This is a genomic window from Nocardia sp. NPDC023852 (assembly GCF_040639505.1).
Classification (GTDB): Bacteria; Actinomycetota; Actinomycetes; order Mycobacteriales; family Mycobacteriaceae; genus Nocardia.
In genome coordinates, this window is the sequence record NZ_JBFAAB010000002.1 from 460,039 (window position 1) to 484,840 (window position 24,802).

Sequence of the window (24,802 nt, forward strand, 5' to 3'; positions counted from 1 at the left end):
TCTGTGCCCGATACCGAAACCGGTGCGGGATGATCGGAAGGCACCCGAGAGACGGATCCGGTAGGACATGACACGCGTCGAATCGAACAGCAGTGCGGGTGGCCCGCCGACGAGCGGAGGACGAGCGGGCTTGTCCGGCTCCTTCGCCGGAGCACACCCACAGGTCGAGGTAGTGATCGTGACCGGACTCTCCGGCGCGGGCCGTGGCACCGCCGCGCGCGTACTCGAGGACCTCGGCTGGTACGTCGCGGACAATCTGCCGCCTGAGCTGTTCGGTCGGATGGTGGAGTTGGGCGCCTCCGCGACCCCGCCGATCCGCCGCCTGGCCTTGGTCATGGATGTGCGCAGCCGGTTCTTCACCGGCGATCTCTCGGCGGTCACCGAACAGTTGCGGACGCTCGGCGTCGGCACCAGGGTCCTGTTCCTGGAGGCGTCCGACGACGTGCTCATCCGCCGTTTCGGATTTGCCCGGCGCCGTCATCCGCTACAGAGCGAGAGCAAAGACGGCACGCTGTCGGCCGGTATCGCCGCCGAGCGGGTGCGCCTGTCGGCCGTGAAGGCCGCGGCGGATCTGGTCATCGACACCACCGAGCTGTCCATCCATCAGCTGCACCGCAAGCTCGAGGAAGCATATGGGGGCGGCGCGCCCAGCGCGCTGCAACTCACCGTGCAGTCCTTCGGCTTCAAGTACGGGGTTCCGCTGGACGCTGACATCGTGTTGGATGTGCGTTTTCTACCTAATCCACATTGGATACCGGAATTGCGGGAACATACCGGTCAGGAGGCGGTGGTCAGCGAGTACGTGTTGTCACGCCCTGGCGCGGACGATTACCTGCGTACCTGTCACCACCTGGTCGATCTGACGACGAACGGTTACCGCCAAGAGGGGAAGCGATACATGACCGTGGCAGTGGGCTGCACCGGAGGCAAACACCGAAGCGTCGCGATAGCCGAGGCACTGGGCGAGCTGATCAGCCAGGTCCCCGGCGGGTCGGAGGGATCCGCCGACGTGGTGCGCGTCGTGCACCGGGATCTGGGGCGCGAATGACCGGTTGGGAATCCAATCCGAGTATCGTCGCGCTAGGCGGCGGGCATGGCCTGTACGCGACACTGACCGCGGTGCGACGGCTGACCAGGAAGATCTGCGCGGTGGTGACCGTCGCGGACGACGGCGGCTCGTCCGGGCGGCTACGCGCCGAATTGGGGGTGCTGCCGCCGGGGGATCTTCGCATGGCGTTGGCCGCCCTCGCCGCGGACGCCGATGGGGTGTGGACACGGACCGTTCAGCACCGTTTCGGCGGCACCGGCGCGCTGGCCGGGCACTCTGTCGGCAATCTCATCCTGGCCGGGTTGACCGAGGTGCTCGGCGATCCGGTGGCCGCGCTCGACGAGGTCGCCAAAATGTTGCGTATCACCGGACGGGTGCTTCCGATGGCGCCGATCACGCTCGACATCGAGGCGGATGTTTCTGGGCTGGAAGCAGATCCGCGGGTGAGCCGCTGCATTCGCGGCCAGGTTGCCATCGCCACCACGCCGGGTAAGGTGCGGCGGGTGCGGTTGATTCCGTCCGATCCGCCGGCCAGTCCCGAGGCGACCTCGGCGATCGAACACGCCGATGTCGTCGTGCTCGGTCCCGGTTCGTGGTTCACCAGCGTCATTCCGCACATCCTCGTGCCCGAGCTGCGGGAAGCCCTGGTGTACACCAGGGCGCGGAAGGTCTTGGTGCTCAATCTCGCTGCAGAGCCGGGGGAGACGGCGGGCTTCTCCGCGGAGCGGCATCTGCACGTATTGTCTCAGCACGCGCCGGAATTCGTGGTCGACGAGGTATTGGTCGATTCCGGGTCCGTGCCAGAGGGGCGCGAGCGAGAACATGTGGCCAGGGCTGCCGAACAGTTGCGGGCACGGGTAACCTTCTCCGATGTCGCCGAAGCGGGGACGGCCCGGCATCACCCCGGAAAGCTCGCCGCCGCACTGGATCAAGTGATCCGGCAACCTCGGCCGCAAATGGCAGGGCTTCGAGTCGAGGGACGGCACATGGGTCAGGATGTGCGTTCCGGGTTGGGTGGAAAGGAGCGCGTCTCGTGGCGATGACAGCCGATGTGAAAGACGAGCTGAGCAGGCTCGTGGTGTCGCAAGTGAGTTCCCGCAGGGCGGAGTTGTCCGCGCTGCTGCGCTTTGCCGGCGGCTTACACATCGTCGGCGGCAGGGTGATCGTCGAGGCCGAGGTGGACATGGGTTCCATCGCGCGCAGGCTGCGCCGGGAGATCTTCGAGCTCTACGGCTACGGCTCCGACGTGCACGTGCTCGGCGCGGGTGGTCTGCGCAAGACTTCACGCTATGTGGTGCGCGTGTCCAAGGAGGGCGAGGCGCTGGCCCGGCAGACCGGCCTGCTCGACGTGCGCGGTCGTCCGGTGCGTGGTCTGCCCGCACAGGTGGTCGGCGGCAGCATCGCCGACGCCGAAGCCGCTTGGCGCGGAGCGTTTCTCGCGCACGGCTCGCTCACCGAGCCAGGGCGTTCCTCGGCGCTGGAGGTCAGTTGTCCTGGGCCGGAGGCGGCGCTGGCGCTGGTCGGTGCGGCCCGGCGGCTCGGGATCGCGGCGAAGGCGCGCGAGGTGCGCGGCACCGACCGCGTCGTGGTGCGCGACGGCGAGGCGATCGGTGCGCTACTGACCAGGATGGGCGCGCATGGCACCCGGATGGTCTGGGAGGAGCGCAGGTTGCGCCGCGAAGTCCGCGCGACCGCGAACCGGCTGGCCAATTTCGACGACGCCAACTTGCGCCGCTCGGCGCGGGCCGCGGTAGCCGCGGCGGCGAGGGTGGAACGCGCGCTGGAGATCCTCAGCGAGGACGTGCCCGACCATCTCGCCGCCGCGGGCAAGCTGCGCGTGCAGCACCGCCAGGCGTCGCTGGAGGAACTGGGTCAGCTCGCCGACCCGCCGATGACGAAAGACGCCGTGGCGGGCCGTATTCGCCGCCTGCTGTCGATGGCCGACCGGCGCGCCAAGGAGCTCGGCGTGCCCGACACCGAATCGGCCGTCACGGCCGAGTTGCTCGACGACGCCTGAGCCCGCTGTCCCGGCGGACATCCGCCGGGACACGCGGTTCTGACCAGGTGCCGCACGAATGCCAGGTGCGTGTCGGTGAGGTACCGACAGGGCATTAGTGTGAGTGGGGCATCGGAATGATCCGCCTGAAAGCTGAGGAGCGATAACGTGACTGTCCGGGTAGGCATCAACGGCTTCGGCCGTATCGGACGAAACTTCTTCCGGGCGGTGGAGGCGCAGAAGGCGCTCGGCACCACCGACATCGAGATCGTCGCGGTCAACGACCTCACCGACAACGCGACCCTCGCGACCCTGCTCAAGTACGACTCGATCCTCGGCCGGTTGCCGCAGGATGTCTCGCTCGACGGCGACGACACCATTGTGGTGGGCGACCAGCGGATCAAGGCGCTGGCCATCAAGGAAGGGCCCGCGGCGCTGCCGTGGGGCGATCTGGGCGTCGACGTGGTCGTCGAGTCCACCGGCATCTTTACCGATGCCACCAAGGCCAAGGGCCATCTCGCCGCCGGCGCGAAGAAGGTCGTCATCTCCGCCCCCGCCAAGGGCGAGGACATCACCATCGTGATGGGCGTCAACGACGACAAGTACGACGGCAGCCAGAACATCATCTCGAACGCCTCGTGCACCACCAACTGCCTCGGCCCGCTGGCCAAGGTGCTCAACGACGCGTTCGGCATCGAGCGCGGCCTGATGACGACGATTCACGCCTACACCCAGGACCAGAACCTGCAGGACGGCCCGCACAGCGACCTGCGTCGCGCCCGCGCCGCCGCGCTGAACATCGTGCCCACCGGCACCGGCGCCGCCAAGGCCATCGGTCTGGTGCTGCCCGAACTGCAGGGCAAGCTGGACGGCTACGCACTGCGCGTGCCGGTTCCGACGGGTTCGGTCACCGACCTGACCGCCACCCTGCGCAAGTCCGCAACGATCGACGAGATCAACGCCGCCTACCGGGCCGCCGCCGAGGGCCCGCTGAAGGGCATCCTGAAGTACAACACCGACCCGATCGTCTCCAGCGATATCGTCACCGATCCGGCCTCGTCGATCTATGACGCGCCGCTCACCAAGGTGATCGACGATCAAGTGAAGGTCGTCTCCTGGTACGACAACGAGTGGGGCTACTCCAACCGTCTCGCCGATCTCATCGGCCTCGTCGGCAAGTCGCTCTGACGCGTATGGCTGTCAAGACACTCGCAGACCTGATCGAAGAGGGTGTCGAGGGTCGGGGCGTGCTCGTGCGCTCCGATCTCAACGTCCCCCTCGACGACAACGGAAAGATCACCGATCCCGGCCGGATCGTCGCCTCGGTGCCGACCATCAAGGCACTGGTAGAGGCGGGCGCCAAGGTCGTGGTGACTGCCCATCTCGGCCGCCCGAAGGGCGAGCCGGACATGAAGTTGTCGCTGGCGCCGGTGGCCGCCGAACTTGCCGACCAGCTGGGCCGCAACGTCCAGCTGGCCGGTGATGTCGTGGGCCAGGACGCGCTCGCGCGGTCGGAGGGCCTCACCGACGGCGACGTGTTGCTGCTGGAGAACATCCGCTTCGACCCGCGCGAGACCAGCAAGGACGACGCCGAGCGCGGCAAGCTCGCCGCGGCGCTGGTCGAGCTGGTGGGCGATGACGGCGCGTTCGTCTCCGACGGCTTCGGCGTCGTGCACCGCAAGCAGGCGTCGGTGTACGACGTGGCGAAGCTCCTGCCACATTTCGCGGGCACACTGGTCGCTGCCGAGGTCGACGTACTGGCCAGGCTGAGCGAGAAGCCGGACCGGCCGTACGCGGTCGTGCTCGGCGGGTCCAAGGTCTCCGACAAGCTGGCCGTCATCGAGGCGCTGGCGCCGAAGGTCGACACCCTGGTGATCGGCGGTGGCATGTGCTTCACCTTCCTTGCCGCACAGGGCCTTTCGGTAGGCTCCTCGCTGCTGCAGGAGGAGATGGTGGACACCTGCAAGAATCTGCTCGAGCAGTACGCCGACGTCATCCACCTGCCGAGGGACATCGTGGTGGCCGACACGTTCGCCGCGGACGCCGAGTCGAAGGTCGTGCCGGCGCATGAGATCCCGGACGGCTGGATCGGTCTGGACGTGGGCCCGGAGTCGGTGCGGCGATTCGCGGCGCTCCTGACCGAGGCGAGGACCGTCTTCTGGAATGGCCCGATGGGCGTGTTCGAGTTCGAGAAGTTCGCCGCGGGAACCCTCGGGGTCGCCGAGGCGATCGTGACCGCCACCGGCAAGGGCGCGTTCAGCGTCGTCGGCGGCGGCGACTCGGCCGCGGCCGTACGTGCGCTCGGGCTGCCGGAGGACGGCTTTTCGCATATCTCCACCGGCGGCGGCGCGTCGTTGGAATACCTGGAGGGCAAAGAGCTCCCTGGCATCGCGGTGTTGGAGGACTGAGCATGGCACGCAAACCGCTCATCGCGGGCAACTGGAAGATGAACCTCAACCACCTCGAGGGCATCGCTCTGGTGCAGAAGATCGCGTTCGCGCTGCCGGAGAAGTACTTCGACAAGGTAGACGTAGCGGTGATCCCGCCGTTCACCGACATCCGCAGCGTGCAAACGCTGGTCGAGGGGGACAAGCTCCTGCTCACCTACGGCGCGCAGGATGTCTCGGTCCACGAATCCGGCGCCTATACCGGAGAGATCAGCGCGGCCATGCTCGCCAAACTGGGCTGCGCCTTCGCCGTGGTCGGCCATTCGGAGCGACGGCAGTACCACAACGAGGACGACGCTCTCGTGCTCGGCAAGGCAAAGCAGGCGCTGAAGCACGGGATCACCCCGATCGTGTGCATCGGCGAGGGCCTGAACATCCGCGAGGCGCGGACGCACGTCGAGTACAACCTCGAGCAGCTGCGCGGTTCGCTGAAAGGCCTGACAGCGGAGCAGATCTCGAAGATCGTCATCGCCTACGAGCCGGTGTGGGCGATCGGCACCGGCAAGGTCGCCACCCCTGCCGACGCGCAGGAGGTCTGCGGCGCGATTCGCGGGGAGCTGGCGCGGCTGGCCTCGCCCGAGGTCGCCGCGGAGGTCCGCGTCCTCTACGGCGGCTCGGTGAACGCCAAGAACGTCGGAGAGTTGGTCGCTCAGACCGACATCGACGGCGCCTTGGTCGGCGGCGCGTCGCTCAAGGGCGACGAGTTCGCCACCCTGTCCGCGATCGCCGCGGGCGGCCCCCTGCCCTGACCTGGTCGAGGAACAACGCGCAACAGCCCGGTATCGCTCCCCGCGATACCGGGCTGTGCCGTATCCAGCGCCAGGAGTGGGTCTATCGGCCGGTGCGGCATGACCGGTGGTCGAGCGATGCATCCGCACTACCGGGCTGGGGCTGCTCAGGTTCTCGCCGACCGACAATCACTACGAGTGAGCGACGGTCGACAGCGTGACCCGATGACAATGACCTACAAGGGCACCAAGGGAAGTGGCGGCGATGCCGACATCGCCATGGCGGGGGAGTTCACCGATCCCGGTGTGCTGGCGAGCAGTTCGTCGCCAAGACCATTCCGATGCGCACGACGATCCGGCTGGAGTCAGCAGATCGGGTGGTCATGGAGGTCTTCGCCCCGCCGGGCGAGCAGGAACGGATCGCCGATCGGTGGTGCTCAGTCGGCAGAAGTAGGCGCTACCGGCACTTACTGCGCGTGCAGCATGAGACCGCTGCCGTTCTCGTTGCGGAGGGTCAACGTGTCGGCGTCGACCGTGGCGGTGGTCTTGCCGTCCAACGCTTTCAGGACCGCCTGTTCGACCTCCATCACCTCCGGGGTACACAGCATTTTGGTGGTGGCGATCCGGAAGGTGATCTCCGAGCCTGACACGTCCGCGCTGCCGGTCATGCGATTACACCCCGCGCCGCCGGAGACGCCGCCATCCTCGGCGATGGTGAGGGCCGGTTTCGTCTCGTCAATGGTTTGCGAGCGGATTTGGGCGTCAGGGGTGATGAGCGCGGTGACGAGCCACGGTGTCCCCCGCACGGGCTTATCGGGTCGAGCGACTTTCTTGTCGATCATGGTGACGGTGCGGTCGTCGCTGTGCAGGGTGAGCTTCGCGTCGTCGAGCCGCCAGCTGGGGTCGGAATTCAGCAGACCGCTGAGCCATTCGTCGGCGCCATGACGGCCGCCGCCGCAGGCCATCAAAGTGCTGGCAAGGCCGGAGACTCGCATGATGTGGTCGTCGAGTGTGACCGCGCCGGTGTACTTGTTGCAGCCCGCGTCGGCGGAGATGCGGCCGTCGGTGAAGCTGACTGTGAGCGGGCCGCCGCCAGGGATCGGCGTCCCCTCGATGCCGGTGGAGAGGAAGGTTCGGCCGATCGGGCTCGGCTCGTCGGAACTCTTGCCCGGGCTGCCGCTCGCGCATGCCGCGACCGCGCCGAGGGCGAGCAGGACAGCCGGACCGAGTCGCGCGAAGTGTGCCGCCATGGGGCGATGCTACCGACGACGCGCATCCCAGCACGGCTGCTCACCAGGTACCGGCGTGCCGAGTGCGCCAGCGAAGAGCTGGCGGGTATTAGTATCTGTTCCGTGCACCGATGCTTCCCGATCACTCCGCCGCCCGCCTCCTGAGCGAGGTGTAGGTTTCCAGCGCGCCACCGGCAGGTGAGCGCGCTGTTCTCGGCACCGCCGTGCACCTCGCTTCCGCGACCACCTTCCCTTTCTCGTCGCAGGAGCGCGATACTTCATGTCCACATCTGTGTCCACCGCAGGCCGTTCCGGGCTGGTCTACCTCGTCGGCGCCGGAATGCTTTGGGGCACCGGCGGTTTGCTCGGCACGCTGTTGCACCGGGCCACCGGCCTCTCGCCCGTTTCGGTTGCCACCTGCCGGCTCGCCGTCGGCGGGCTGCTGTTGGTGGCGCTGCTGGCCACCAGGAGGCGGCCCTGGCCGCGAAACCCCTTGGCGTGGCGCAGGGTCGGTGCGGTCGCCGTGCTCGCGGCAGTCTTCCAGGCGGCCTACTTCGGTGCTGTCGTGGCCTCCTCGGTCAGCTTGGCCACTCTGATCACCATCGGCATGTCGCCGGTGGTGGTCGCCGTGCTGGAACGCCTCACCGGAAGGTACGCGGTGGACCGGCGTCGCGCCGTCACGATCGGCATCGCCTTGTGCGGTCTTGCGCTGCTGGTCGGTGATCCCTCCGGTGGGGTCAGCGTGGGCGGGTTGGTCGCGGGCGCTGCGCTCGCCGCGGCGGCCGCGGCGGCGTTCGCGGCGGTCACCGTGATCAACGCGGTGCCGGTGCCGGGACTCGATGCGATGACCACGACGGGTCTCGGGTTCACCGGCGGCGCGCTGCTGCTTGCCCCACTTGCCGCGACTTCCGGGCTGGCGTTCGATCCGACAGCACGCAGCGTTGTGCTGGTCCTGGTGCTGGGTCTGGTGCCTACCGCGGTCGCCTACACGCTCTACTTCCGCGGGCTGTCGAACGCCGGGCCGGGGATCGCCGCGGTCCTCGCCCTGCTCGAACCGCTGACCGGCGCGGCGCTTGCCGCGGTGGTGCTCGGCGAACGACTGACGACGTCGGGGTTGGCAGGTGCCGCGCTGCTCGTCGTGGCGCTGTTGCTCGCCGCCATACCCTCGCGGTCGACGGCGCGGATCCCGGACACTGCGACGGGCCGGCGCCGGTCACGAGACTAAGCTTCGGCGAGTGACCGCTGCCGCAACGACTGTTCCAGGCTCCACCTGGGCGCCGATGCGATCGCCGGTCTACCGCGCGCTGTGGATCGCCCAGCTGGTGTCGAATCTCGGCACCTGGATGCAGACCGTCGGGGCGCAGTGGATCCTGGTCGACCAACCCAACGCCGCGGCGTTGGTGTCGTTCGTGCAGACCGCCATCACGCTGCCGGTGATGCTGCTGGCTATTCCGTCCGGGGTGGTCGCCGACCTGATGGACCGCCGCAGGCTCCTGCTCGGCGCGCAATCCACGATGGCGGCGCTCGCGACGATTCTCGCGGTCTCGACTGCGACTGGGCACACTACCCCAGGCGTGCTGTTGACTTTGTTGTTCTTGCTGGGCTGTGGGCAGGCGCTGACCGCGCCCGCGTGGCAGGCGATCCAGCCGGAACTGGTGTCGCGTGAGCAGATCCCGGCCGCCGCGGCGCTGGGCAGCATGAACATCAACATCGGAAGGGCGGTCGGCCCCGCGCTCGCCGGTGTGCTGATCTCGCTGTCCGGGCCGACGCTGGTGTTCGCACTGAACGCGGTGTCGTTCGGCGGGATCGTCGCGGTCCTCACCGTCTGGCGCAGGCCGGCGACGGATCGGCGACTGCCCACGGAACGTCCGCTCGCGGCGTTGCAGGCGGGCACCCGGTTCATCCGGGCCGCACCCGCGATCCGCCGGGTGCTGCTGCGCTCGATCCTGTTCATCGCGCCGGCCAGCGCGGTGTGGGCGCTGCTCCCGGTGATCGCACGGGATCGGCTCGGGCTCTCATCCTCCGGCTACGGCCTGATGCTCGGCGCACTCGGGCTGGGTGCGGTGCTCGGCGCCGCCACGTTGTCGCGACTGCGGAGCCTGATGACTCCGACGCAGCGGCTGACCACGGCCGCGATCCTGTTCGGCCTCGCGACCGCGGGCACCGCGCTGCTGCGCGTGCTGCCCGCGGTGTTGGTGCTGCTGATCTTCGCCGGGCTGGCATGGCTGCTGGCGATGTCCACGATGAACTCGACCATGCAGCTGCTTCTGCCCGCATGGGTGCGTGCGCGCGGGCTCTCGGTGTACTTGCTGGTGTTCATGGGCGGCCAGGCGATGGGCTCGCTGGTTTGGGGGCTGGTGGCCACTGCGCTCGGGCCGGTGTCGGCACTGCTGTTGGCCGCGGCTCTCCTCGCGATCTGTGCGCTGAGCACACCGTGGTTACCGATTCGGCACAACGCCGAGGAGCTGGATTTGACCCCGTCGGCGTTCTGGCCGGAACCGCAGCTGGTCGTCGAACCCGATCCCGACGACGGCCCGGTGCTGATTCTGCGCAGCTACGACGTGCCGCGGGAGAACGTCGAGGAATTCCTGGCCGCCATGGTTTTCGTCGGCCGGTCCCGGCAGCGCACGGGCGCCATGGAATGGCGTCTCTACCGTGACGTCGGGGTGCTCGACCGCTACGTGGAAGCGTTCGTCGTGCGGTCCTGGGCCGAGCACATGCACCAGCACCAGGTTCGGCTCACTGCGCAGGACCAGCTGCGCGAGCAGGCCGTCGCGAAGTTCACCACCAATGACGACGACCAGATCACCCACCTGGTCGCCGTCGACCCGCGCTAGCGGATCTTGCGGGCCGCGGCGGAGCGGTCTGGACGTATCCTGATTCGGCGGGATTCCGCCGACCGCATACACTGTCCCGCATGCGGATGTTCCTGGATATCCTCCTGATCATCACCAGCGTGCTGCTGGTGCTGCTGGTGCTGCTGCACCGCGCCAAGGGCGGAGGTCTGTCCAGCTTGTTCGGTGGCGGTGTGCAGTCCAGCCTGTCCGGCTCGACCGTCGTGGAGAAGAACCTCGACCGCATCACCATCTTCACCGGGGCGATCTGGCTCATCGCCATTCTCGGCATCGGCCTGGAGATCAAGTTCGCCTGACCCGGCCGGTCACACCCGTCGTCGCGGCGGATTCAGTCGACGCGAGGAACGCGTCCGTCGATATCGGTGAAGCCGTAGTACGCGGCTAGATCCGCCACCCGCCAGGGTAATCCGGTGCGCGCGTATCGCCCGCCGTCGGTGGCCAGGGCGACGACCGCGCGGCCCGGAAAGCGCGGCGTCTCCGCCTCGGCGAGGTCGAATGTCCCTTCGCCGGGCAGGGTGACCAGTCGTTGCCCGGTTGCGTCGGCCGGAACCATCTGCAGCAGTTCGGTATCCACGATCCCGGGCCAGATCGAGACGACCGTCACGCCGGTGCCAGCGAGATTGTGCGCCATGTCGGCGGTAAGCCGGTCGAGCGCGGTCTTCGCTACGCCGTATACGGCATTGTGCATGTACCCGCGTGCGCCTGGGGAGGAGATGTTGACGATCAACCCGCCCGACTCGATCAGCAGCGGCGCGGCGAAAAAGCTTGCCACATAATGTGATCGGACGCCTACGTCGAAGCTCTCGTCCCACGCCGCAGGCGGCACCTCCCAGAACGGCTTGCCGAGCCAGCGCGCCGCGGCAGGGGAGTTGTAGACGTTGTTCACCAGCACGTCCAGCCGGCCGTGCTCGGTGCGGATCCGCTCGAACAGCCGCTCGACCGCGTCATCGTCCCGATGGTCACAGACGAACGGAATCCCGACTCCACCCGCCGCGTCTATCTCGGTGGCGGTTTCGTGCACGGTGCCCGGCATTCGCCCCTTCGTGGCCGAGCGCCCGGTGACGAACACCGTCGCGCCCGCAGCGCCCAATTCCAGCGCGATGCCCTTGCCTATGCCGCGGCTGGCGCCGGTGACCACCGCGATCTTGCCTTCGAGCCCCTCGGGTATTCCGCTCACGGTCCCGGAACATTACCGTGAAACCAGAACGCGTTCTATGTTTTGGAAGCCGGATCTCGAGACCGGAGTGGAGTTGACCCATCGGTCGTGACGATCCACGGCATCAGGATGCACGTCGCCGAGCGGGGGAAGGGGCGAGCCGGTGATCTTTGCCACTGCTTCCCGCACACCTGGTACATCTGGTACCGCCAGCTGCCCGTGGTCGCCCGGCGGGCTATCGCGCAATGGGCTGATCGCCGCGCATCTGCGCCCCCTCTCCGCACACCCTCGACATACTGGTCTGAGCCGAAACGCCTTCGCACGGAGGGCCGTTCACTGTCGGTGGCCACCGCTAGTGTCTCCTGAATGAGCTATTGCCTGAGCATCTACGTCGTCGAACTGGACCGGATCAAGGGCGCCATCGGGTCCAGGGACGACAAGCTCCGGCGCATGATCGGGGGCCGGTTCAAGGCCCAGCTGACCCACGACGACGACTGGTTCGCCGAGGAGATCGAGAAGGGCGCACCCACCCGCTATGACGCGGTGCGCGCCGTCATCGCCGGCGGCCCATTCGACCCGTCATACGGGTTCCAATACGGCTATGCCTACCAAACGATCTGCCAGTTCTACGGCCGGTTCGTGGACAACCGGTACTTCTCCGCGTTCCGCGGCCGCTGGCTCGACCACATCGATGACGGGCTGGCCACGCTCGGCATCAAAGCGATCAGCGTCCGCGCCTTCATGTATCACTCGCTGCCACCTGCACTGCCCCAGCCCGACGACCTGCCCGGCTACGGCGAATGGACCCCTGAGCAATGTGCCGAAGCCCTGGTCCAGTGGGAATCGACCACGCCACGGCAGCGCGAAGAGATCGACCACGAGGTGCTGGCCGCCATCGAATCCTGTATCGCATGGATCAGGGAGGCGCAGGCTCGCCCTGGCTGGGGTATCGCCGGGTTCTTCTTTTGAGCAGCGATCTACTGATATTCCTCGGTCCGCTTCGGGTAGCTGGACCAGCAGGGCAGGGGTTGGTAGTCGAGGTAGGCCGTGAGGCGGTCGAGCAGATACTGCCAGCGGGGGCCGATGGCGCCGACGTCGGCGGGGCAGACGTGGCGGCGGGTCAGTTCGACGGTGGTGACCACGCCGACCTGGTTCATATGGATCTCGAGCAGGCATCCGTCGATGTGTACGACAAGTTCGTGCGGTGCCTGGCAGTGATCGACGCGCACCGCGATCGGACCGGAGACCGGACCGTCGAGCGGTTCGATCGTAAGGTTGCCGTTGCCGCCGGTGACGGCGCCGAGCCAGCGGGTGAGCTGGCCGCGCTCGGTAGCCGCTGACCACACCTCGAGCACCGGCTTGCGGAAGGACCGCAGATAGTGCAGGAGTACCAGATCGCCGTCCGTTGTGTGCTCGTGCTCCGGCCGTACCTCGCCGAGCATGGACATCGTGGTCATCTCCGTGCCCTTCCGCTACTGGTCACCGTCACTATCACTGTATTTCCACTATTCCCCCGTCGAATCGAATTCCAGGGAAACCCGCGCTCCGGCGCGCCGCAGGCCCGGGCGTGTTACCTCGCGAGGAGTTCCTCCGCCGCGGTCTCGATCTTGCTCTCGTCGAGCAGCACCGTATCGGCAGCCGGTCCCAGCGGGACGAAACTGTCCTCGCTGGTGACTCGTGCCATCCGCCCCTCGAAACCGGCGTCGATCAAGGCGGCGCACACCGCCTCGGACACGCCGCCACTGTGGCGGGTTTCGTCCGCGACCAGGACACAGCCGGTCGCGAGTGCGTGCTGGAGTAGATCGTCCACCGGCAGTGGCGCGAGCCAGCGCAGGTCGAGCACGCGCGCGCGGATACCGCGCTGGGCCAGACGGTGCGCGACGCGCAGGCTCATCGGCACGCCGTTGGCGAAGCTGACGAGGGTCAGGTCGGCGCCATCGCCGTAAACGCGGGCACGGCCGATCTCGACGTGCTCGGCGGGCGATGCGTCTGCGAGCCAGCCGTTGTCGCCGGGCCGGTGCAGGTCGCGGGTGTGATAAAGCGCGATGGGCTCCAGGTACAGGCATACTCTGCCGTCCACCCGGGCCGCGGAAACGCAAGTGCGGAGCGTGGCCGCGGCGTCGTCGGCGCGAGAGGGGGACGCGATGATCAAGCCGGGGATGTCGCGCAGCGCGGCGACCGAGTTGTCGTTGTGAAAGTGGCCGCCGAAGCCCTTCTGGTAGGCGTATCCTGCGATCCGGACCACCATCGGGTTCCGGTAGCGGCCATCGGAGAAGAACGACAGCGTGGCCGCTTCGCCACGCAGCTGGTCGGCGGCGTTGTGCACGTAGGCGAGGTACTGGATCTCCGGGATCGGCACGAATCCGGCCAATCCCGCGCCGAGCGCGGTGCCGAGGACGCTCTGCTCGTCCAGCAGGGTGTCGAACACGCGGCGTGCGCCGAACGTCTTCTGCAACCCCTTCGTCACGCCGTACACCCCGCCTTTGCGCCCGACGTCCTCCCCGAAGACGAGCAGGTCTCGATCGCGGGCCAGCAGATCCGCAAGCGTGTGATTGATCGCTTGGGCGAGGGTTGTCGAAGTGTCCGGAGGCGTCGCGCTGTTCGCACCGAGCTGTGCCGCGGCGCTACGCGCTGATTCCCGACTGGGGTCCACGCCGGTCGGGAGTGCGTCGATCCGGAGCACGTCGGCGCGCACCAGCGCGGTGCGGGACGCTCCGATCGGGGCGGCCACTGCCGCGGCGGAGGCGAGTTTCGGCTCACGCCAGACGAGTTCGGCCATCGCGGTCACCCGGTGGCCCAGGTCGTTGTAGCGCTCGAGGACCTCGGCGGGCGTTGCCACACCGGAGGAAATCAGCAGCCGCGCCGTCGCCAGCACCGGATCGCGCAGCTGGTCGGCGGCGATGTCCGCGGGGCGGCGGTAGGCCGCTTCGACATCCGAACCCGCGTGGCCCAGCAGGCGAACGGTCCGCAGCCGCAGGAATGCGGGTGTGCGGCGATCTCGAACCCACTGCGCAGCGGTGGCGCCGGTCGTCAAGGCGTCGCGCGCGTCGCATCCGTCCGCGCTGAAAAATGCCAGGCCGGGCCGATGGCCGTACGCTTGCTCGATCCAGTCCGGCGGCGTCGGCACGCTGATCCCGATGCCGTTGTCCTCGCAGACGAATAGTATCGGCATCGAAATCCCTTGATGGGCGGTGTGTATGGCGGCGTTGATCGCGCCCGCCGCCGTGGAGTGGTTCGCTGATGCGTCACCGAAACTGCAGAGCACCACCGAATCTGGCGGCCACTGCGCGGACACGCCGAGCCGAGCCGCACGGTCGATCGCGAACGCCAGCCCGACCGCGCGCGGAAGGTGCGAGGCGATCGTGGAGGTCTGCGGGATGACGTTCGCCGCCGCGCTGCCGAAGACTTTGTGTCGCCCACCGGAAATCGGATCCGCCGCCGCGGCGACCACGCCGAGCAACACGTCCCGGATCGGGTCGAGGCCGGGCACCTGGCGGGCCCGGTGTACGAAGAACGCCCCCGACCGGTAATGCAGCAGGGCCGGATCGGTGACCCGCAGGAGCGCGGCCAGCGCCGCGTTGCCTTCGTGGCCAGAGGACCCGATGCTGTAGTAGCCGCGCCGGGTACTGCCGAGCCTGCGTGCCGCGAGGTCGAGATGTCTGCTCGTCGCCTGCGACTCGAACAGCGCGAAGCACGCCTCACCGGTGATCGCGCTGCCCGGCTCGATCGCCTGACCGGCCGGGCGCTTCGGCTGCGGTGTGAGCGCCGAGATCGCGGTGCGAAAACGCTCGTCCAGATCCGCTACCTGATCGGTCATCGAAAGATCATCCCGTACAACTCCGCCGGTCGGCCGCGCCCGTCCGCAAAGGTCAGCGCAATGCGGCCGCGGCTTCCTGATCCAGCAGCCACGTGGTCGAGTCGATACCCATGGCACCCGCTGCGGGAATGTCCACCGGCTCCGCACCGGTCAAGGCCGCGGCGACTGCCTCGGCCTTGGCCGAGCCGCCTACCGCCAGCACCACGTGGCGGGCGCGGCGGACAGCGGGCAGGGTCAAGGTCACCCGGACCGGCGGCGGCTTCGGCGAATCCGTGACGGCGACAACGAGTTCGTGCTTCTCACGCACCGCGTCGGTGTGCGGGAACAGCGAGTTCACGTGACCTTCTCCGCCCATACCGAGCAAATGCAGGTCGAATGCGCTGTGCTCGGCGAGATAGGCATGCACGGCCGCGGAGTACTCGGCGGCGGCCTCGACCGGGTCGGGGTATTCGCCGTCGGAGGTTGCCACTGGATGCACCCGCGCCGGGTCCAGCGGCACGTGGTCGAGCAGTGCCTGCCTGGCCTGCAGATCGTTGCGCTCCGGATCGCCCGCGGGGACGAAACGCTCGTCTCCCCAGAACACGTCGAGCCGGGACCAGTCGATATCGCCGGGCGTCTTGTGCACTTGTTCGAGCAGTCCGATTCCGGTCCCGCCGCCGGTCAGCACCACCGACGCGGAGCCGCGCTCGGCCTGGGCCGCGACAACGATCGCGACGAAACGGGCCGCCGCGGCGGCGACCAGCGCGTCGGTGTCGAGATGGACCTCGACGGTGTCACTGGGGAATTCCGAATCGGTGTGGTCACTCATAGCTCACCTTCTCGATTCCGGCCAGTGCCTCCGCGTAGATCTCGTCGGCATCCAGCCTGCGTAGTTCTTCGGCGAGACAGTCGCGAGTCTCCCTGCGCGCCAGCGCGATCCGCTGATCAGGATCGCCGGTGCGGGTGACCGTCGCGGTGCGGCCGGTCTGCGGCCGCTCGATCGCGAAGTCGACCGACGGGCGGTGCACCTCCACGCGCAGCGCGCCCGAGCGGCGGCGAACCGGGCAGCCGAGCCGGGTGGCCAGCCAGCCCGCCAGCATGTCCAATGCGGGCTCGTTGCGCAGCCCGGACACGGTCACCGACTCCACCGGTTCGAACGGCGGCTCGTCCAGCGCGGCGGCCAGCAGCGCACGCCAGTAGGTGATTCGGCTCCAGGCGAGGTCGGTGTCGCCGCTCGCGTAGGAGTCGAGTCGCTTCTTGATCGTCGCTTGCGGGTCGGCCGCGAACGTGGCGTCGGTGATGCGCCGGGCCGCCAGACGACCCACCGAGTCCTTGGACGGGAACTCCGGTGCGCCGCGCGGCCACCAGGCGACCACCGGCGTGTCCGGCAGCAGGAACGGGATGACGACGCTGTTTTCGTGGTTGACCAGATCGCCTTGCAGGCGGAGCACTATCACCTCGGCCGCGCCCGCGTCGCCGCCCACACGGATCTGCGCGTCCAGTCGGGTCTCGGCCTCCCGGTCGCCGCGCGCGAGCACTACCACGCGACAGGGATGCTCGCGGCTTGCGTCGTTCGCGGCGTCGATCGCGTCTTCGGCCTCCGAGCTGTCCAGCGTGCACACCACCAGGGTGAGCACCCGGCCCATGGTGATCACGCCGTTGCTCTCGCGTAGCTGCACCAGGCGCTTCGTGACCTCGCCGGTCGTGGTCTCCGGCATATCGATGATCACGGTCGCCGCCATTCGCGCCCAGTGCGGGCGAGCATCTCGTCGGCGGAAGGCGGACCCCAGGCGCCCGCCTCGTATGGTTCCGGTTTGCCGTCGGCGGCCCAGCGCTCGAGTACCGGATCGAGAATGCGCCAGGACAATTCGACCTCCGCGTTCACCGGGAACAGTGACGGTACCCCGAGCAGCACGTCGAGGATCAGGCGCTCGTAGGCCTCGGGGGAGGACTCGGTGAACGCCTCGCCGTAGCTGAAGTCCATGTTGACGTCACGTACTTCCATGCCGGAGCCCGGCACCTTCGAGCCGAACCGCATGGTGATGCCCTCATCCGGCTGTACCCGGATGACCAGCGCGTTCTGCCCCAGTTCCTCGGTCATGGTCTGATCGAACGGCAAGTGCGGCGCTCGCTTGAAGACCACCGCGATCTCGGTCACTCTGCGTCCCAACCGTTTTCCGGTGCGCAGATAGAACGGGACGCATGCCCAGCGGCGGGTGTCGACCTCGAGGGTGATCGCGGCATAGGTCTCGGTGCGCGACTGGGGGTCGAACCCTTCCTCGTCCAGTAGGCCGACCACGTGCTCGCCGCCCTGCCAGCCCTCTGCGTACTGGCCGCGCGCGGTGGTTTCGTCCAGCGGCTCGACGAGCTTCGTCGCTGAAAGCACTTTGATCTTCTCGGCCTGCAGTTGCTTGGGCTCGAAGCTGATCGGCTCCTCCATGGCGGTGAGCGCGAGCAACTGCAGCAGGTGGTTCTGGATCACATCGCGCGCAGCGCCGATGCCGTCGTAATAGCCTGCGCGCCCGCCCAACCCGATGTCCTCGGCCATGGTGATCTGCACATGGTCGACGTAGTTGGCGTTCCAGATCGGGTCGAACAGCTGGTTGGCGAAGCGCAGTGCCAGGATGTTCTGCACCGTCTCCTTGCCGAGATAGTGGTCGATGCGGAACACCGTCTCTTCCGGGAACACCCGGTTGACCAGCGCGTTGAGTTCCTGGGCGCTTTCCAGGTCATGCCCGAACGGCTTCTCGATCACCACGCGTCGCCACGGTTTGCGGCCCGCCTCGTCGGTGCCTGTCGGCTGTGCAAGCCCATGTTCGGAGAGCTGATCGAGCACGACGGGGAACATGTTCGGCGGAATCGACAGGTAGAAGGCGTGATTGCCGCCGGTGCCGCGCTCCTTGTCCAGCGTGGCCAGGGTGTCGGCGAGGGTGGCGAATGCCGCGTCGTCATCGAAGCTGCCCTGCACGAACCGGATTCCCTCGGCGAGCTGGTCCCAGACCTCCTGACGGAAAGGGGTGCGCGCGTGCGCCCGCACCGCGTCGAGGACGACCGCGGCGAAGTCCTCGTCCGCGTAGTCGCGGCGGGCGAAGCCGACCAAGGCGAAGCCCGGTGGCAGCAGCCCCCGGTTCGCCAGGTCGTAGATGGCCGGCATCAGTTTCTTCCGGGACAGATCACCGGTGACGCCGAAGATCACCATGCTGCACGGGCCCGCGATGCGCGGGAGTCGTTTGTCCCGCTTGTCACGGAGCGGGTTCTTCCAGGCGATCGTTGCTGGTTTTCCCGTGGATGCTGTACCGGCCATCGGTCAGCTGTTCCCGGATACGTCAGTTCCGGAGGCGTTAGCCGAGTTCAACTCTTGGGCCGTGGCGGACAGCAACTCCTCCCAGGACTTCTCGAACTTGTCCACGCCTTCGCGCTCGAGCACCGCGAACACGTCGTCCAGGTCGATGCCGACCGCGCCTAACTTGTCGAAGACCTCCTGGGCCTCCGCGGCGGTGCCACTGACGGTGTCGCCCCGGATCTCGCCGTGGTCGGCGACGGCCGCCAAGGTCTTCTCCGGCAGCGTGTTCACCGTGTTCGGCGCCGCCAGCTCGGTGACGTACATGGTGTCGGAGTAGTCCGGGTTCTTCACGCCGGTCGAAGCCCACAGCGGCCGCTGGCGATTCGCGCCGGACGCGGCCAGGTTCGTATAGGTGGAGGTGCGCTTGCCGCCGTCGAACACGTCCTGGTACTCGGCGTAGGCCAGACGCGCGTTCGCGATACCGGCTCGACCGCGCAGCGCGAGCGCCTCGTCGGTGCCGATCGCCTCCAGCCGCTTGTCGATCTCGGTGTCCACCCGGGACACGAAGAACGAGGCGACCGAATGGATCTTGGCCGAATCGTGCCCGGCGATCTTGGCCTTCCGCAGGCCGTCCAGGTACGCGCCCATCACCGAGCGGTAGCGCTGGACCGAGAAGATCAGCGTGACGTTCACGCTGATTCCTTCCGCGATCACGGCCGTAATCGCGGGCAAGCCGGCCTCGGTGGCGGGGATCTTGATGAACAGGTTGGGCCGGTCGACGATCTTCCACAGCTCCACGGCCTGGGCGGTGGTCTTCTCCGCGTCGAACGCCAGACGGGGATCGACTTCGATGGAGACCCGGCCATCCACACCTCCGGTCGCCTCGTACACCGGGGCGAACACATCGCAGGCGGCGCGCACGTCGTCGGTGGTGATGGTCCGCACCGCGGCGTCGGCATCCGCACCTTGGGCGGCGAGCTCCTTCACCTGGCCGTCGTAGGCGTGCCCCTGGCTCAGCGCACCCTGGAAGATCGTCGGGTTGGTGGTGACCCCGACGACACTACGGGTGGCGATCAAGTCCGCCAGATTGCCGGACTGGATCCGGTCCCTGGACAGATCGTCGAGCCACACGGAGACGCCTGCCGCGGAGAGGGCGGCGAGATTTTCGTTCTGTGCCATGAGCGCTTATCCCTTCACGTTCTCGAGCGTGCGCTGCGCTGCGGCAACGACGGCTTCCGGAGTGAAACCGAATTCGCGGAACAGGGTCTTGTAGTCGGCGGAGGCGCCGAAGTGCTCGATCGATACGATCTCGCCCGCGTCACCGACGAACCGGTACCACGGCATCGCGATACCGGCCTCGACGACGACACGAGCGGCGACCGCGGGCGGGAGCACCTCGTCCCGGTAAGCCTTGTCCTGCGCGTCGAACCACTCCACACACGGCATCGACACCACGCGGGTTCCGATGCCCTGCTCCTCCAGCGTAGTGCGGGCGGCGACCGCGAGTTGGAGCTCCGAACCGGTAGCGATGAGGATCACCTGCGGTGTGCCGGTGGACGCCTCGGCCAGGATGTAGCCGCCCTTCGATACGCCCTCGTAGCTGGTGCCTTCCTGGATCGGCAGATCCTGGCGGGTCAGTGCCAGCCCTGACGGGCCGTCCTGATGCGGCAGCTCGGAGACCGAGAAGTGCGAGGTGTGCTCGTTGCTGTCACGCTCGAGGATGGTGCGCCAGGCGTATGTGGTCTCGTTGGCGTCGCCGGGGCGGACCACGTTCAGGCCGGGAATGGCGCGCAGCGCGGCCAGGTGCTCGATCGGCTGGTGTGTAGGCCCATCCTCGCCGAGGCCGATGGAGTCATGGGTCCACACGTAGATCGCGGGCACTCGCATCAGCGCGGCCAGGCGAACCGCAGGACGCATGTAGTCGCTGAACACCAGGAAGGTGCCGCCGTAGGGGCGGGTCGGGCCATGCAAGGCGATGCCGTTGAGGATCGAGCCCATCGCGTGCTCGCGGACACCGAAGTGCAGGGTGCGGCCGTACGGGTTGGCCTTCCACGTGCCGGTCGAGATCGACTCCGGCCCGAAGCTGGGCTGGTCGGGCATGGTGGTGTTGTTGGACTCGGCGAGGTCGGCCGAACCGCCCCACAGCTCAGGCAGCACCGGCGCGAGCGCGGCGAGTACCTTGCCGGACGCCTTGCGGGTGGCCATGCCCTTCGGATCCGCTTCGTAGGTCGGCAGGTTGGCGGCCCAACCTTCGGGCAGGCGCCGCTCGGCGAGGCGATCGAACAGCGCCTTGTTCGCCGGGTTCGCCGCGGCCCACGCGTCGAACGACCGCTGCCATTCCTGGTGGGCCTCCCGGCCGCGCTCGATAGCCTTGCGGGTGTGCGCGATGACCGCATCGTCCACCTGGAAGCTCTGCTCCGGGTCGAAGCCGAGGATTTTCTTGGTGGCGGCCACCTCGTCGGCGCCCAGCGCGGCGCCGTGCGCTGCCCCGGTGTTCATCTTGCCCGGCGCTGGGTAGCCGATGATGGTACGCAACACGATGATCGAGGGCTTGCCGGTCTCGGCCTTGGCCGTGGCCAGCGCGGCTTCGATCGCTACGACGTCCTCGCCGCCCTCGAGTACCTGCACGTGCCAGCCGTAGGCCTCGTAGCGCTTCGCGACGTCCTCGGTGAAGGCGATGGTGGTGTCGTCCTCGATGGAGATCCGGTTGTCGTCGTAGACCAGGACGAGATTGCCGAGCTGCTGGGTGCCCGCGAGCGACGACGCCTCGGAGGTGACGCCCTCCTCGAGGTCACCGTCGGAGGCAACCACATAGATGAAGTGGTCGAACGGGCTGGTGCCTGGCGCAGCGTCGGGGTCGAACAGGCCGCGTTCGCGCCGTGCCGCCATCGCCATACCGACCGCCGAGGCCAAGCCCTGGCCGAGTGGGCCGGTAGTGATCTCGACGCCGTCGGTGTGTCGGAACTCCGGGTGGCCCGGGGTGAGCGAGCCCCACTTGCGCAGGTTCTTCAGGTCGTCCAGTTCCAGACCGAATCCGGCCAGATAGAGCTGGATGTACTGAGTCAAGCTGGAGTGGCCGCAGGAGAGCACGAACCGGTCCCGGCCCACCCAGCTGGGATCGCTCGGGTCGAGACGCATCGTGCGCTGGTAGAGCGTGTACGCCAGCGGCGCCAGGCTCATCGCCGTGCCGGGATGACCGTTCCCGGTGTTCTGCACCGCGTCGGCGGCGAGGACCCGGATGGTGTCGACGGCCTTGGTGTCCAGATCCGTCCAGTCGTCCGGGTGGTTCGGCTGAGTGAGGGCGCGGATGTCGTCTGTGACTGACACGACCGAGGTTCTCCTGACATTGGTTTCGTCGACGGCGGCGGGTTTCTGACGGCGATGAACGCACGGCAGCGATGGCGTGCATACCGGTTTACCCAACCACCCTAGATGTGCCGCTTGACCGGCACAGCAGTAACCCGTGTTTAACGTGCGGTTGTGTCTGAGGGGCGGCGGGAGTTCGGATCGTGCAGGCGGTGCCCGGTGTCGCTCGGAAAGAGGCGAGTGGTCGATGGCGTGGGTGGTGCGGAGTGGACTCGAATGGGGCGGTGGGGACCGCGTGCGAGGACCGGTCTGATAGGTCAGGTTTCGGCGGGGTTGCGCGGGGGCGCGGGGAGAGGAGGAGTCGACGGGGGTCTACCATCCTTTGTAGTAGTCGCGCCGCGCCGGGTCTGGAGGGGCGTCGGGGTGGGCGGAGGTCCAACGGCGCATCGGGACCGCCGGGACGAGTGCGCTGCTGGTCCAGGCCGGAGGCGATGCACAGCGTGCGAGGAGAGACAGTGCGGATTGGGCAACAGCCGGGTGGCGATAGCGCACACGGCTCCTCCGCGACGGCGCTGGCCGATCGGTTCGCGGGTCCAGGTCTACCTTCTCGACTCATGCGGCGGATGTTGGCGTACATCGCGCTCACCAAACCGCGCGTTATCGAACTGCTGCTGGTCGCCACGATTCCCACCATGCTGCTCGCCGATCGTGGCACGGTCGACCTGCGGTTGATCGTGGTCACGCTGTTCGGCGGCTGGATGGGCGCCGCGAGCGCGAACACGCTGAACTGTGTCGCCGACGCCGACATCGACAAGGTGATGAAGCGGACCGCCAAACGTCCGCTGGCCAGGGATGCGGTGCCGACCAGGAATGCCTTCGTGTTCGGTGTGCTGCTGGGCGTCGGCTCGTTCGCCTGGTTGTGGTGGCAGGCGAACCTGCTCAGCGGCCTACTCGTGGTCGCGACGATCCTGTTCTACGTCTTCGTGTACACGCTCGGCCTCAAGCGCCGCACGGCGCAGAACGTGGTCTGGGGTGGCGCGGCGGGCTGCATGCCCGCGCTGGTCGGCTGGTCGGCAGTAACCGGCGGCATCGGCTGGCCTGCCCTCGCGCTGTTCGGTGTCATCTTCTTCTGGACACCGCCGCACACCTGGGCGCTGGCCATGCGTTACAAGGAGGACTACCGCGCGGCGGGCGTGCCGATGCTGCCGGTGGTGGCCACCGAGCGGGCCGTCACCAAGCAGATCGTCATCTACACCTGGCTGACTGTGCTCACCACCCTGGCCCTCGCGCCGGCGACCGGTGTGGTCTACACAGCCGTGGCCCTGGTGGCCGGAGCGTGGTTCCTGCTCATGGCCCACCAGCTGTACGCGGGTGTGCGGCGCGGCGAATCGGTGAAGCCGCTGCGGCTGTTCCTGCAGTCGAACAACTACTTGGCCGTGGTGTTCTGCGGCCTCGCGGTGGACTCGGTGCTCGGCTGGGACACCATCGGCAGCTTCTTCAACTGATCGCGCCCACGTAGCCGTCCGGCCGGATGAGTACGCAGGTGCCCTCGGCCGCGGCGTAGGCGGTGTGCGCGTGCCCGTCGACATCCACCACGTGCGGTCCCGCCACCGGCATCCCAGGGCGAACCACCGCATACGCGTCCAGGCCGGCCGGGGCGGTGCTGCCGAACGACAGCAGCGTCGTGTGCGGTCCGCGGAACAAATCGAACAGCCGGATCGGTCGTCCCGCTTCGTCTTTCAGCGGCGCGTCCGGTGCGCGATCGCCCGCCGCCAGCGGCTCGCACGCGGCCGGGTCGCGGTAGCTGATGTCCAGCTGCTGGGTCTCCGAACCGCGTCGCATGGCGTCCTCGTCGCCGTCGACCAGCTTGTCCAGCAGTTCCGAGCTCAGACCGAGTACCCGGGCGGCCACCGTCCTCCGCTCGGATTCGTAGCTGTCCAGCGGTGCGTCGTCACCGGCGAGGGCGGCGGCCAGCTTCCAGCCGAGGTTGTAGCCGTCCTGGATGCCGGTGTTCATCCCTTGTCCTCCGGTGGGCGGATGCGCGTGCGCGGCGTCACCGGCCAGAAAGACGCGGCCGTCGCGGAATTTTTGGGCCAAGCGGACATTCGGCCGCCACACCGTGACCCAGCTGAGCTCGGTCAGGGTGATGTCATCGCGTCCGCAGTAGCGGTCCACGTACTTCTGAAGCAGCGCGAGACTCGGCTGCGCGTCGCCGGCAAACGGGGCGGCGAACTGGAACTGGCGCCCACCGGGCAACGGCGACAGGGCGACGCCCTCCATCGGCCGGTCGGCGGCTGCGAACCAATAACCGAACTCGTGGTCGAGCGCGTCGGCGCGCACGTCGCCGAGCAGCATCCGGATCGACTCGTCGGTGTTGCCCTCGAACGGAATGCCCAACGTCTTGCGCACGGTGCTCTTCCCGCCGTCGGCACCGACCAGGTAGGCGGCGCGCACGGTCTCGCGTGCGCCGTCGCGCTCCAGCGTCGCCGTGACGGCATCCTCGTTCTGGTCGAAGGCGACCAGCGTGGTGCCGCGTTCGACGTGCACGCCGAACTCGGCGAGCCGATCGCGCAGGATGCCCTCGGTCCCGGACTGGCCGAGCACCCAAGGATTCGGGTAGGGGACGGTGGGGGTCGGCTCGATCGGCTCCCACATCCTGCGCTCGGTGACGAACGCGCCGTCGAGGTGGACGCGCATCGCGGGCATCGGCATCCCGGCCGCGCGCACCGCGTCGAGCACACCAAGGTCGTCGAACACCTCCAGCGTGCGCGGCTGGATGCCGTCGCCGCGGGAACCGGCGAAGAACTTCGCGGCCTTGTCGATGATGCGGACCGGGATGTTCCGGCGAGCGAGGTCGAGAGCGAGGGTAAGGCCGGTGGGGCCGGCACCCGCGACAAGGACGAGCTGAGCCATGGATACTCCTGATGAAATCAGATTCAGTGAATGAATGTTCAGTAT

21 protein-coding genes are annotated in these 24,802 nt (G+C 67.9%); 11 read left to right on the top strand and 10 right to left on the bottom strand.

Features of this window, described 5'->3' with window-relative positions; all coding sequences use genetic code 11:
- Window positions 1-67 precede the first annotated feature (67 nt).
- The 6 genes from rapZ to tpiA all read left to right on the top strand — a co-directional run bounded on the left by rapZ (window position 68) and on the right by tpiA (window position 6,240).
- The gene (gene rapZ, locus AB0H00_RS05845) at window positions 68-1,048 is read left to right on the top strand and encodes an RNase adapter RapZ (protein WP_357261418.1); all 981 of its coding nucleotides are present in this window, start codon (window positions 68-70) and stop codon (window positions 1,046-1,048) included.
- Window positions 1,045-2,091 carry a uridine diphosphate-N-acetylglucosamine-binding protein YvcK gene (gene yvcK, locus AB0H00_RS05850; protein ID WP_357261421.1) on the top strand — a complete coding sequence of 349 codons (1,047 nt, stop codon included), beginning with the start codon at window positions 1,045-1,047 and terminating at the stop codon, window positions 2,089-2,091. The genes rapZ and yvcK overlap by 4 nt, the downstream gene beginning before the upstream one ends.
- Window positions 2,088-3,065, top strand: coding sequence for a DNA-binding protein WhiA (gene whiA, locus AB0H00_RS05855; protein WP_357262411.1), 978 nt, complete (start codon window positions 2,088-2,090; stop codon window positions 3,063-3,065). The genes yvcK and whiA overlap by 4 nt, the downstream gene beginning before the upstream one ends.
- A gap of 147 nt (window positions 3,066-3,212) precedes the next feature.
- Complete coding sequence (gene gap / locus AB0H00_RS05860; protein ID WP_357261424.1) at window positions 3,213-4,232, top strand: type I glyceraldehyde-3-phosphate dehydrogenase; 1,020 nt, start codon at window positions 3,213-3,215, stop codon at window positions 4,230-4,232.
- 5 nt (window positions 4,233-4,237) lie between these two features.
- A complete protein-coding gene (locus AB0H00_RS05865; RefSeq protein ID WP_357261427.1) occupies window positions 4,238-5,452 on the top strand; it encodes a phosphoglycerate kinase in 1,215 nt (404 codons plus the stop codon).
- Between the two features lie 2 nt (window positions 5,453-5,454).
- On the top strand, window positions 5,455-6,240 hold the full coding sequence (gene tpiA / locus AB0H00_RS05870) for a triose-phosphate isomerase (protein WP_357261430.1): 786 nt from the start codon (window positions 5,455-5,457) through the stop codon (window positions 6,238-6,240).
- A 446-nt stretch (window positions 6,241-6,686) separates the two neighbouring features.
- Here the strand turns inward: tpiA and AB0H00_RS05875 are convergent, their stop codons facing one another.
- Window positions 6,687-7,469 (bottom strand): META domain-containing protein, encoded by a 783-nt coding sequence (locus AB0H00_RS05875; RefSeq protein ID WP_357261433.1) that lies wholly within the window; start codon window positions 7,467-7,469, stop codon window positions 6,687-6,689.
- A 259-nt stretch (window positions 7,470-7,728) separates the two neighbouring features.
- On the opposite strand from AB0H00_RS05875, the gene AB0H00_RS05880 reads away from it, so the two are divergent.
- From AB0H00_RS05880 to secG, 3 genes are all read left to right on the top strand, one after another.
- Window positions 7,729-8,673 carry a DMT family transporter gene (locus tag AB0H00_RS05880; protein ID WP_357261436.1) on the top strand — a complete coding sequence of 315 codons (945 nt, stop codon included), beginning with the start codon at window positions 7,729-7,731 and terminating at the stop codon, window positions 8,671-8,673.
- A gap of 10 nt (window positions 8,674-8,683) precedes the next feature.
- Window positions 8,684-10,285, top strand: a complete 1,602-nt coding sequence (locus tag AB0H00_RS05885; protein WP_357261439.1) for an MFS transporter — start codon at window positions 8,684-8,686, stop codon at window positions 10,283-10,285.
- Between the two features lie 80 nt (window positions 10,286-10,365).
- A complete protein-coding gene (gene secG, locus AB0H00_RS05890) occupies window positions 10,366-10,599 on the top strand; it encodes a preprotein translocase subunit SecG (protein WP_327118689.1) in 234 nt (77 codons plus the stop codon).
- Window positions 10,600-10,631: 32 nt separating this feature from the next.
- Here secG and AB0H00_RS05895 read toward each other — a convergent pair whose 3' ends face one another.
- Complete coding sequence (locus AB0H00_RS05895) at window positions 10,632-11,480, bottom strand: SDR family NAD(P)-dependent oxidoreductase (protein ID WP_357261443.1); 849 nt, start codon at window positions 11,478-11,480, stop codon at window positions 10,632-10,634.
- Between the two features lie 345 nt (window positions 11,481-11,825).
- Between AB0H00_RS05895 and AB0H00_RS05900 the strand changes: the two genes are divergently transcribed.
- The gene (locus AB0H00_RS05900) at window positions 11,826-12,428 is read left to right on the top strand and encodes a hypothetical protein (RefSeq protein WP_357261446.1); all 603 of its coding nucleotides are present in this window, start codon (window positions 11,826-11,828) and stop codon (window positions 12,426-12,428) included.
- Between the two features lie 8 nt (window positions 12,429-12,436).
- Here AB0H00_RS05900 and AB0H00_RS05905 read toward each other — a convergent pair whose 3' ends face one another.
- The 7 genes from AB0H00_RS05905 to tkt form a co-directional block, all read right to left on the bottom strand.
- Entirely contained in the window at window positions 12,437-12,916 is a 480-nt protein-coding gene (locus tag AB0H00_RS05905) for a hypothetical protein (protein ID WP_357261449.1), read from the bottom strand.
- 113 nt (window positions 12,917-13,029) lie between these two features.
- Complete coding sequence (locus AB0H00_RS05910) at window positions 13,030-15,276, bottom strand: thiamine pyrophosphate-dependent enzyme (RefSeq protein WP_357261452.1); 2,247 nt, start codon at window positions 15,274-15,276, stop codon at window positions 13,030-13,032.
- A gap of 52 nt (window positions 15,277-15,328) precedes the next feature.
- Window positions 15,329-16,084, bottom strand: a complete 756-nt coding sequence (gene pgl / locus AB0H00_RS05915; protein ID WP_357261455.1) for a 6-phosphogluconolactonase — start codon at window positions 16,082-16,084, stop codon at window positions 15,329-15,331.
- The gene (opcA, locus tag AB0H00_RS05920; RefSeq protein WP_357262414.1) at window positions 16,077-16,985 is read right to left on the bottom strand and encodes a glucose-6-phosphate dehydrogenase assembly protein OpcA; all 909 of its coding nucleotides are present in this window, start codon (window positions 16,983-16,985) and stop codon (window positions 16,077-16,079) included. The genes pgl and opcA overlap by 8 nt, the downstream gene beginning before the upstream one ends.
- Window positions 16,982-18,559 carry a glucose-6-phosphate dehydrogenase gene (zwf, locus tag AB0H00_RS05925; protein WP_357261458.1) on the bottom strand — a complete coding sequence of 526 codons (1,578 nt, stop codon included), beginning with the start codon at window positions 18,557-18,559 and terminating at the stop codon, window positions 16,982-16,984. Before zwf ends, opcA begins: the two co-directional genes overlap by 4 nt.
- A gap of 3 nt (window positions 18,560-18,562) precedes the next feature.
- A complete protein-coding gene (gene tal, locus AB0H00_RS05930) occupies window positions 18,563-19,717 on the bottom strand; it encodes a transaldolase (protein ID WP_357261461.1) in 1,155 nt (384 codons plus the stop codon).
- Window positions 19,718-19,723: 6 nt separating this feature from the next.
- On the bottom strand, window positions 19,724-21,865 hold the full coding sequence (gene tkt, locus AB0H00_RS05935) for a transketolase (RefSeq protein ID WP_357261464.1): 2,142 nt from the start codon (window positions 21,863-21,865) through the stop codon (window positions 19,724-19,726).
- Between the two features lie 593 nt (window positions 21,866-22,458).
- Here tkt and AB0H00_RS05940 point away from each other — a divergent pair.
- A complete protein-coding gene (locus AB0H00_RS05940; protein WP_357262417.1) occupies window positions 22,459-23,349 on the top strand; it encodes a heme o synthase in 891 nt (296 codons plus the stop codon).
- On the opposite strand, the gene AB0H00_RS05945 is transcribed toward AB0H00_RS05940, so the two are convergent.
- Window positions 23,342-24,757, bottom strand: coding sequence for an FAD-dependent monooxygenase (locus tag AB0H00_RS05945; RefSeq protein ID WP_357261466.1), 1,416 nt, complete (start codon window positions 24,755-24,757; stop codon window positions 23,342-23,344). The two genes, AB0H00_RS05940 and AB0H00_RS05945, sit on opposite strands and share 8 nt — an antisense overlap.
- Window positions 24,758-24,802: the final 45 nt, after the last annotated feature.

Bases quoted from the DNA above. Each gene is read 5' to 3' on its own strand.
- rapZ (WP_357261418.1), top strand. From the start codon at position 68: ATGACACGCGTCGAATCGAACAGCAGTGCGGGTGGCCCGCCGACGAGC.
- yvcK (WP_357261421.1), top strand. From the start codon at position 1,045: ATGACCGGTTGGGAATCCAATCCGAGTATCGTCGCGCTAGGCGGCGGG.
- whiA (WP_357262411.1), top strand. From the start codon at position 2,088: ATGACAGCCGATGTGAAAGACGAGCTGAGCAGGCTCGTGGTGTCGCAA.
- AB0H00_RS05865 (WP_357261427.1), top strand. From the start codon at position 4,238: ATGGCTGTCAAGACACTCGCAGACCTGATCGAAGAGGGTGTCGAGGGT.
- tpiA (WP_357261430.1), top strand. From the start codon at position 5,455: ATGGCACGCAAACCGCTCATCGCGGGCAACTGGAAGATGAACCTCAAC.
- AB0H00_RS05875 (WP_357261433.1), bottom strand. From the start codon at position 7,469: ATGGCGGCACACTTCGCGCGACTCGGTCCGGCTGTCCTGCTCGCCCTC.
- AB0H00_RS05880 (WP_357261436.1), top strand. From the start codon at position 7,729: ATGTCCACATCTGTGTCCACCGCAGGCCGTTCCGGGCTGGTCTACCTC.
- secG (WP_327118689.1), top strand. From the start codon at position 10,366: ATGCGGATGTTCCTGGATATCCTCCTGATCATCACCAGCGTGCTGCTG.
- AB0H00_RS05900 (WP_357261446.1), top strand. From the start codon at position 11,826: ATGAGCTATTGCCTGAGCATCTACGTCGTCGAACTGGACCGGATCAAG.
- AB0H00_RS05905 (WP_357261449.1), bottom strand. From the start codon at position 12,916: ATGACCACGATGTCCATGCTCGGCGAGGTACGGCCGGAGCACGAGCAC.
- AB0H00_RS05910 (WP_357261452.1), bottom strand. From the start codon at position 15,276: ATGACCGATCAGGTAGCGGATCTGGACGAGCGTTTTCGCACCGCGATC.
- pgl (WP_357261455.1), bottom strand. From the start codon at position 16,084: ATGAGTGACCACACCGATTCGGAATTCCCCAGTGACACCGTCGAGGTC.
- zwf (WP_357261458.1), bottom strand. From the start codon at position 18,559: ATGGCCGGTACAGCATCCACGGGAAAACCAGCAACGATCGCCTGGAAG.
- tal (WP_357261461.1), bottom strand. From the start codon at position 19,717: ATGGCACAGAACGAAAATCTCGCCGCCCTCTCCGCGGCAGGCGTCTCC.
- AB0H00_RS05940 (WP_357262417.1), top strand. From the start codon at position 22,459: ATGCGGCGGATGTTGGCGTACATCGCGCTCACCAAACCGCGCGTTATC.
- AB0H00_RS05945 (WP_357261466.1), bottom strand. From the start codon at position 24,757: ATGGCTCAGCTCGTCCTTGTCGCGGGTGCCGGCCCCACCGGCCTTACC.